Here is a 7847-nt window from a genome sequence, read left to right as displayed (position 1 = left end):
GCTTGAGCAATTTGAGGGCTCCGCGCCCGGCGCGCTTGCCCAAAACGAAACCAACGAATATGAAAACCAGACCCGCAGACTCTCGTTATGAATGAGGGAGCCTCGGGGGGCAGGTCACCTTACACAGAAGACGAAAAGAAAGAACTCTCAGAAATAATTAAGTCTTTCAATGATCGCCACGGAACACAGTTCACCGAAGCCCAGATGGCAAGAATTGAGGCCGTGAATCCCGAGATCGTTGACGATAACATGCGCGAGATGTTGCGGAACAACCCCCCTGATGTTGTTCGTTCAGCTTATGATCAGGCTGTGTTTCAGGGGATGATCCGGATGTTCCAGAATGATGCTGAAATGCGCGACATTATCCTCACTGACCCCGAGATCAGAAATAAGGTCACATCGTATCTTTTTGGGCGCGCATTGCGTGATGCGCAGCGCGTTGCATAGAGACACAAGGTTACCCGGGGCTGAAGCAGGCAACCGGCGCTACTTATCTTTCTCGTCACCTGGAAAATCCTCATCCACCATCCGTTGCCATTCAGCCATGTCACGCTCCCATCCGGCGTGATCATCGCCGTAGTCTTCGTGAAACGGGGGGGCGGGGAGATCCTCGGGGTGAAATTTGTAGCGGGTCACGATTTTTACAAAGTCGCGGATAATGTCTGGATGCATTCGCGGAAAGCTATCGAGATCATCAAGGGCGTGAAGTCGGATGACCTTGTAACGGTCTTCCAACGACATATCGGGATATTTCACGGCTAGGAATTTTAGAACCACTATGGCTTCGTCAATCACCACTCGCGCAGCCTTACCGCTGCGCGGCGCGGGGCGGCCTAAGATGATCTCGTTCAGATCGCCACCGGTCAGGATTGCCAATTGAGCGATGGCCGGTGTGGGCACGGCCCGGTGCCCTTCTTCATAGGCATAGTAAGTTCGCGGGGTCACTTCCAAAATTTCAGCCATCTGCTGTTTTGTGAAGCCTAGCCGAACTCGATAGTTGCGAAGATTGTCGTGTATTGTACCCTCTGGTGCGAATCGTCGGTGCATTTCCTCTCGGGCCATACGCTCATTCTCTTCTAATTTTGCCTGCAGCGTATCTTCCGAAGTTGTCGTGTTTGGGAGCAGTTTTCCAAGCCGTGACATCGCCTCTCCTTTGCAAACCGGAACGAAAGTTCCGAACTTCTTGCTCATAAGTGGAACATGGTGACATTTGCACATTTCTGTCGGATATTTGCAAGAACTTGCAGAAGAACGAGGGTTTGATGTCGGAGTTGCTCAAAGAAGGACAAACACCGGAAGCGTGGAGCGTGCAATTGCGCGCGCATGGCGTCCATGTCTCCCCGCGCTTGATCCGCACCAAAGCGCGTGCAACGGGCCAGTTTTATCAACTCGGGCGGTTAATGCTGCTGACGCCAGCACAGATGGAACGGCTGATCGAAAACGCTTCTGACGTAGAAGAAACACCCGAACGGAGTCTGAGATGATAAAGGGGCCGCGGATTCCAGTCGATTGGGGCGCAGCCCTGCGCCGCGCTGATGCAGCTCGATATTGCGGTCATTCGCCAGGGCATTTCGACAAACTTGTGAGAAGCGGAATCTACCCACCCGGACGGAACGCAGATGGCGTCGCTGTGTGGCTACGATGGGAGTTGGATTCCGCGCTTGCCGACTTGCCTACCATTGGGGGACAAATGTGGAGCGAAGAAAACAGTTGTGACGAGGCGTTTGGTTGCTGACAAGGATGAAACATCTCAACCCATCCGGGAGGTTTCCAAGTGGCAATGTTCGCTTTTATTACCGCCCAAAGGGGCAAAAGGGCATTCGTATGCCCGACCTTCCCCCCGGCCATCCTGACTTCCTTGCGGCCTATGCAAAGGCTGCGGGTAGCATCGAACCTGCGCGGGTAAGACCAGGCTCCGGCAGCCTTGCTTTGGCAGTTGAGGGATACCTGAAATCGGATGTTTTTCTCGTAGGCCTTGCTGAAGGTACGCGAGCCGTCAGACGGCGTATGTTGGATGATATCCGCGAACGTTACGGGCATGGTCGGGTGTTCGATCTTCGGACCAAGCATATCGAAGCTGACCTGAGCCGGTTCACGGGACACGCACGAAACAACCACCTGAAAGCTTGGCGGGGCTTTGGGAAATGGCTCGCTGAAACATACAAGATCGTCGATCCGACCACAGACGCCAAGAAAGCGCACGTCGCGCAGTCAGAGGGTCATCCGCCGTGGTCAGAGGACGAGATCGAGGCCTTCCGCGCGCACTGGCCGATCGACACGCCGGAACGCCTGGCATTCGAGTTAATCTTTTGGACCGGCGCGCGCATTTCGGATGCAGTTCGATTGGGACACGGAAACGTGGATCGGGGCGGATGGATCGTGTTTCGCCAGCAGAAAACCGGCGGCGAAGTCGCAATCCCCTTTGATCGCGCGCTTCCAGATTTCGCAGAAGGCATGGAAGGGGATATCGCCTATCTTCATGCGGCACTGGACGCCCGGAAAGACAAGCACATGACATGGATGACGACCGCGCACGGGAAATCCCGGAGCGTGAAGGCCGCAGGCCAATGGTTTGCCGCCAAAGCTAGAGCTGCGGGCATCTATGACCGTTCGGCGCATGGTTTGCGGAAAAGTCGGGCGCGAGCGCTCGCCGAAGCCGAAGGAACTTCGGCTCAGATTTCCGCCTGGACAGGGCATGAAAGCCTCTCAGAGGTCGAAAGATACATCCGCAACTTTAACAAACGAAAGGTGCTCAGCAGCACGAAAAACGAACAAAAAGTTCCAACTCATCCGACCGAAGTTCCAAATCTGCAAAAGAATACAGGAGAATCAAATGCTTAGAAAGGTGTTGGCGACCCCGGCAGGATTCGAACCTGCAACCTGCCCCTTAGGAGGGGGCTGCTCTATCCAGTTGAGCCACGGGGCCGGACGGGGATTGGATACGGGCTTTGATGGGGCAAGTAAACCTTGGTGTCCGGCCTTAGGCGCCGCTGCGGTGGATAACTTCGCCGAAGGTTCGCAGGATGATGGTAAGGTCAAGCCACAGGCCGATGCCCAGCGCATAGGCGACATCCATGCGGACCCTTTCGTCATAGCTGACGGTGTTGCGACCGCTGACTTGCCACAGGCCGGTAAGGCCGGGGCGGCACGACAGGTAGGTGGCGCGGTGCCTTCCGTAGCGCTGCAACTCGTCTTCGGTGACCGGGCGGGGGCCGACGAGGCTCATCTCTCCGCGCAATACGTTCCAAAGCTGGGGCAATTCGTCGATGCTGGTTCGGCGGATGAACCGGCCCAGGGGCGTGATCCTTGGGTCGTGCAACAGTTTCTGCGTCGCCGACCACTCCAACCTTGCCAGTGGGTCGGCGGCCAGATGCATCGCCAAAACGCGATCGGCGTCCGGGACCATGGATCGTAGTTTCCAGCAGGTGAACTCTTTACCATCACGCCCGATTCGGCGGTGGCCAAAAAACGCAGGACCCCCATCCCGTCGCACCAAGAAAGCAATGATCAGAAGTATCGGCAAGATCAGGGGCAGGGCCATCAGCACCAGGATCACATCGAGACACCGTTTCTGCCATGCGGAGTACTGTGTCTTGATAGTATCACTTCTTGAAATCTGTCCTTCGGATTGCGTATTGTTGACATATCGCCATGTAGAGGACTTCATTTTTACCTCATCAAGAAAATAAAAACACATCGTTACGCGACTGATAACGGTAGCTTGAGAATCAATTATTGGTTAGCGTGTTAAAATCGCCTTAATTTAACTTTTACTAAACAACGAAACTGCTAATTAACCGCTTGTTTACCAAAGCAAATCACTCTCCGTGAAGACAACCATCCCACGAGTCGAAAGAGTATTTTGCCCGTATCCCTTGCCATGGACCATGTTTCAGGTCCGCCGGACCTGACAGCGCCTGCCGCAGCGCCACTGGACCGCGATGCGCCCGAGATTTCGCTGCGCATGGTCTGGCGTGGCCGGTGGTGGATTTTGCTGGGGGCGCTGGCCGGGGCGCTGCTTGGTGGGGCCTATGCGTACCGTGTCGCAGTGCCGGTTTATCGCACCCATGCGGTTGTGATGTTCGACCCGCAGGAACAAACCGTGGTGGAGATGCGCGCCATCCTGCCCGCGCTTGGCCGGGGTGAAACGATGGTGACAACGCAGGTCGAGGTTCTGCGGTCCCGCCGATTGCTGGAAAAGCTTGTGGGTGACCTGAACCTGACGACAGACCCTGAATTCAACGCCTATCGCAGGTCGCAGGATGGGTTTTCACTGCGAAAATACATCAAGGATCACCTGCTGGATTGGCAACTGATCCGCGAAGTGCCCGCCCCGCCCGTCACTCAGCAAACCGAGTTGGATGCAACGGTCAAGGGTGTGTTGCGCAGTCTGACCATCAGCAATCTGCCAAACAGCTTTGTCTTCTCCATCGCGGCCGAGACCCGCAGCGCAGACAAAAGCAGCCTGATCGCCAATCGGCTGGCCGAGATTTACATCGAGGATCAACTGGCCGCCAAGATGGAAGCGACAGAGCAGGCCAGCGCCTGGCTGTCGGGTCGGGTGGTAGAGCTGCAGGCAGATTTCGAAGCTGCGGAACATCGTGCCAATGCGTTGCGTGCCCGGATCGAACCGGACACAAGCGACGCGCTAAACGATATCGAACGCCGGCTGGCCGCCCTGCGGCAGCGCAAGCTTTCCGCAACCGGCGACGCCCGGGTTGCCCTGACCGCGCAGGAAGCCTTGCTGCAGGCGGATTTCGATGCTGCCTCCGCCGATCTGGTGCAGTTGCAGCAACTGGACCGGCAGGCGGAGGCCAGCCGTCTGATCTATGAGTATTTTCTGGGCCGGTTAAAGGAAAGCACCGTGCAGGCCGGGGTTTTGCAACCCGATGCGCGCCTGATCTCCCGCGCGATCGTGCCGCTTTATCCGGCAGCGCCGCAAAAGCCTCTGATCCTGGCGCTGGCCGCCATTTTGGGGGCTGGGCTGGGAACCGCCTGGGTTTTGGCCCGGGCGCAATGGGTCGCCAGTTTCCGCCGTATCGAAGATCTGGAAGAGGCGACAGGCCGTCCGGTTCTGGGTCAGATCCCACAACTGGCAGAGCGCAACCGCAACGTCGTCGACTTTGTTCTGCGCAAGCCATCCTCGCAACTGGCCGAGGCTGTGCGGGACCTAAGAACCTCAGTTCTGTTGTCCAGCCGCAAGGCGCAACCGCAGGTGATCGCGGTGACCTCTTCGGTGCCGCATGAGGGCAAGTCGATGACCTCCATCATGCTGGCGCAGAACATGGCCGGTTGGGGCAAGAAAGTCTTGCTGATCGAGGCCGATATCCGCCGCCAGACCTTCCAGCGGTATCTTGGTGCCGATCCCCAGCGTGGCATTCTGTCCGTTCTGGCAGGGATCTGCGAGGTGGACGAGGCGATTTTCCGCCCCGACGGGATGAGCATCGACGTCCTGTTTGGCGAAAGCTCTTCCACCAATGCAGCGGATATCTTCGCCACCGAGCGGTTCGAGCAGTTTCTGGCAAAAATGCGGGACCGGTATGATTACATCATCCTCGACACGCCGCCGGTTCTGGTTGTGACCGATGCCCGCGTTATCGCTCCGACCACCGATGCGGTGATCTATGCTGTCCGCTGGAATGCCACGCGCCGCGCTCAGGTACGGCGCGGTTTGCAGATGCTTCAATCAATCAATGGTCCCGTTACCGGCCTGGTCCTGACCCGTGTCGATCAGCGCCGGATGGAAAAACTCGGCTATGGCCGAAGGTATGGTAGCTATGCCCGAAAGTCCCAGTATTACGTCGAATAGCGCTGTGGCGCTGCTGACGCGCCTGATCGCGCCAACACCGGCAACGGCGATCCTGTCGCCGCGCCGCCCGCTTTATGTTGTGGGGGATATTCACGGGCGGCTGGACCTGCTGGATGAGATGGTCGCACGCATCCTGCGCGAGGCCTCGGATCAGATGGATCTGGTCTTTACCGGCGACTATATCGACCGCGGCCCGGACAGTGCCGGTGTGATCCGCGCCCTGCGCTGCCTGTCCGAAAACCCTCGGCTAAACGTGACCTGTCTGCGCGGCAATCACGAGGCAATGATGCTGAATTTTCTGGATGCGCCTCTGGCGGGCGCGCACTGGCTACGCCATGGCGGGCGCACCACGCTGCAAAGCTATGGGCTTCGCGACCCCGGGCATGACCCTGATCCCGGCCTTTTGCCGTTGCTGCGCACGCAACTGGCCGCTGCCCTGGCCCCCGGGGAAGAGGCGTTCCTGCGCCGCCTGCCGCTGTCATTCATGTCAGGAAATATCTTTGTCAGTCATGCCGGGGCCGACCCGACCCGCGCATTGACCGCACAATCCGTGCAGACATTGCTGTGGGGCTGTTCGCGCATGATGACGGAGGCCCGACAGGATGGGGCCTGCGTTGTGCACGGCCATTACGTCGAAGATCACGCTGGTCTGCACGGGACGCGCATCGGGGTCGATACCGGGGCGTTCTATACCGGGCGGCTCAGCGCCGCGCGCATTACTGAGGGCGCACTGGGCGTGCTGGTATCATGATCCCGCGTGCCCCGGTTCTGGCCGCCCTTCTGGCCGCCGCCCAGATATTTGCCGCCGTTGGCAGCACCTGCGCGACCCTGATCTTTGCCCGGCTGATGGGGGCAGAGGCGTTCGGTCAAGCCATGCTGCTGATCGCCCTGACCGGCCTTTTGTCACTGGCTGTAAGCCTGAATATCGAAGGCGGCGCAATGCGGTTCATGCTGCAAGGGACTCGGCCGGACAGGGCAGCTTATCGCGACACCAGCCGGTGGCTCGTGCTTGGCCTTGGCGGTCTGATCGGCGCAGCTGTCGGGCTGATGGCACTACTGCAGGGCGTTGGCCTGACCACAGCGCTTGCGCTTGCGCTTCTGCCGGGGATGATCGCGCTGTGTCGTCTGACGGCCCGTCTGGGAGCGGCGTTGAACGCGGTTCGGGCCGCAACCCTGCCCCGACTGCTGTCGCGGCCGCTGCTTTTTGGGGCTGCGGCCTGTCTGTTCTGGCAATCTGGCGTGACGCCAACCCCCGCAGACCTGATCGCGCTGGTCCTGTTTGCCTCTGCCTTTGCAGTGACTGTGCAGGGCAAATTGCTGAACCGCCATTTCCGCCATCTGGGCCCAGCTGGCACAGGGCTGCAACGGACCTGGCTGAGCACCGGGCTGGCCGTGATGCCCTCGCTTCTGTTTCTGGAGCTTTACCGTGATCTTGTTCTGACCAGCGCGGCGCTGAGCCTTGATGCTGGAAGCCTTGGCGCACTAGCCGCCGCCCTGTCACTTACCGCGCTGCCCGGGTTCGCCCTTGTCGCGACCGAGGTTGTCTACGCCCCGCGCATCGCGAAAGCGGTTGCTGCTTCAGATAGCGCAGGGCGCGCCTATTGGTTGAGGCTGGCCGCCGTCACCCGGTTTAGCGGCACGCTGGGCCTGAGCATTTTTCTGCTGGTGCTGGCGCGGCCCATCGCCGGATTTCTAGGGCCTGACTTCGAAGCAGCAACGCCCCTTGTCCCAATCCTTTTGCTTATCCCTATGTCGCGCATGGTGGCAGGCAACCCGGTGCTGCTGCTGACCCTGAGCGGCCACAGCCTCGAGGTTATGGTGGTTTGCAGCTTTGGCGCGGTGGTCACTGCGGGCACAATTCTGTTGGTCGGTCACAGCCCATTTGTGGTGGCTCTGGTTGCCGCAGCGGGCTTTGCCCTAGTGCAACTGGCGCTGACCATGCGGTGCCTGTTGGTGACCGGCATTGATCCGACGGGGCTGACAGGCATCATCAGCCTGCTTGGCCAGCGGTTCGGCACAGCCCGCCTCGACAGCTAGG

General features: G+C 58.9%; 8 protein-coding genes and 1 tRNA gene. 6 read left to right on the top strand and 3 right to left on the bottom strand.

The features are described 5' to 3' along the window. Positions 1 to 204: 204 nt before the first annotated feature. A complete protein-coding gene (locus tag ACW9UQ_RS08860) occupies positions 205 to 447 on the top strand; it encodes a hypothetical protein (RefSeq protein WP_458930656.1) in 243 nt (80 codons plus the stop codon). Positions 448 to 486: 39 nt separating this feature from the next. Here the strand turns inward: ACW9UQ_RS08860 and ACW9UQ_RS08855 are convergent, their stop codons facing one another. Further along, positions 487 to 1191, bottom strand: a complete 705-nt coding sequence (locus ACW9UQ_RS08855; protein WP_458930655.1) for a helix-turn-helix domain-containing protein — start codon at positions 1189 to 1191, stop codon at positions 487 to 489. Positions 1192 to 1262: 71 nt separating this feature from the next. Here ACW9UQ_RS08855 and ACW9UQ_RS08850 point away from each other — a divergent pair, with 71 nt between their 5' ends. Next, positions 1263 to 1484, top strand: a complete 222-nt coding sequence (locus tag ACW9UQ_RS08850; protein ID WP_458930654.1) for a hypothetical protein — start codon at positions 1263 to 1265, stop codon at positions 1482 to 1484. A gap of 340 nt (positions 1485 to 1824) precedes the next feature. Next, complete coding sequence (locus ACW9UQ_RS08845; RefSeq protein WP_458930653.1) at positions 1825 to 2841, top strand: tyrosine-type recombinase/integrase; 1017 nt, start codon at positions 1825 to 1827, stop codon at positions 2839 to 2841. An 8-nt stretch (positions 2842 to 2849) separates the two neighbouring features. Here the strand turns inward: ACW9UQ_RS08845 and ACW9UQ_RS08840 are convergent. Beyond that, positions 2850 to 2926, bottom strand: a tRNA-Arg gene (locus ACW9UQ_RS08840). A gap of 54 nt (positions 2927 to 2980) precedes the next feature. After that, a complete protein-coding gene (locus tag ACW9UQ_RS08835; RefSeq protein WP_458930652.1) occupies positions 2981 to 3667 on the bottom strand; it encodes a sugar transferase in 687 nt (228 codons plus the stop codon). A gap of 213 nt (positions 3668 to 3880) precedes the next feature. Here ACW9UQ_RS08835 and ACW9UQ_RS08830 point away from each other — a divergent pair, with 213 nt between their 5' ends. Genes ACW9UQ_RS08830 through ACW9UQ_RS08820 form a run of 3 tightly spaced genes read left to right on the top strand, consistent with a single transcriptional unit; the run spans position 3881 to position 7846 of the window. After that, positions 3881 to 5809, top strand: a complete 1929-nt coding sequence (locus ACW9UQ_RS08830) for a polysaccharide biosynthesis tyrosine autokinase (protein WP_458930651.1) — start codon at positions 3881 to 3883, stop codon at positions 5807 to 5809. Further along, positions 5778 to 6560, top strand: a complete 783-nt coding sequence (locus ACW9UQ_RS08825) for a metallophosphoesterase family protein (protein WP_458930650.1) — start codon at positions 5778 to 5780, stop codon at positions 6558 to 6560. Before ACW9UQ_RS08830 ends, ACW9UQ_RS08825 begins: the two co-directional genes overlap by 32 nt. Further along, positions 6557 to 7846, top strand: coding sequence for a polysaccharide biosynthesis protein (locus ACW9UQ_RS08820; protein WP_458930649.1), 1290 nt, complete (start codon positions 6557 to 6559; stop codon positions 7844 to 7846). Before ACW9UQ_RS08825 ends, ACW9UQ_RS08820 begins: the two co-directional genes overlap by 4 nt. Position 7847 lies beyond the last annotated feature (1 nt).

The sequence above is a fragment of the Halovulum sp. GXIMD14793 genome, assembly GCF_054457435.1.
Note: the sequence above shows the minus strand (reverse complement) of the source record. Positions and strands in the feature narration are given on the sequence as shown.

Excerpts from the sequence above, each read along its gene's own strand:
- ACW9UQ_RS08830 (WP_458930651.1), top strand. The coding sequence starts at position 3,881 with ATGGACCATGTTTCAGGTCCGCCGGACCTGACAGCGCCTGCCGCAGCG.
- ACW9UQ_RS08845 (WP_458930653.1), top strand. The coding sequence starts at position 1,825 with ATGCCCGACCTTCCCCCCGGCCATCCTGACTTCCTTGCGGCCTATGCA.
- ACW9UQ_RS08860 (WP_458930656.1), top strand. The coding sequence starts at position 205 with ATGGCAAGAATTGAGGCCGTGAATCCCGAGATCGTTGACGATAACATG.
- ACW9UQ_RS08855 (WP_458930655.1), bottom strand. The coding sequence starts at position 1,191 with ATGAGCAAGAAGTTCGGAACTTTCGTTCCGGTTTGCAAAGGAGAGGCG.
- ACW9UQ_RS08825 (WP_458930650.1), top strand. The coding sequence starts at position 5,778 with ATGCCCGAAAGTCCCAGTATTACGTCGAATAGCGCTGTGGCGCTGCTG.
- ACW9UQ_RS08850 (WP_458930654.1), top strand. The coding sequence starts at position 1,263 with ATGTCGGAGTTGCTCAAAGAAGGACAAACACCGGAAGCGTGGAGCGTG.
- ACW9UQ_RS08820 (WP_458930649.1), top strand. The coding sequence starts at position 6,557 with ATGATCCCGCGTGCCCCGGTTCTGGCCGCCCTTCTGGCCGCCGCCCAG.
- ACW9UQ_RS08835 (WP_458930652.1), bottom strand. The coding sequence starts at position 3,667 with ATGAAGTCCTCTACATGGCGATATGTCAACAATACGCAATCCGAAGGA.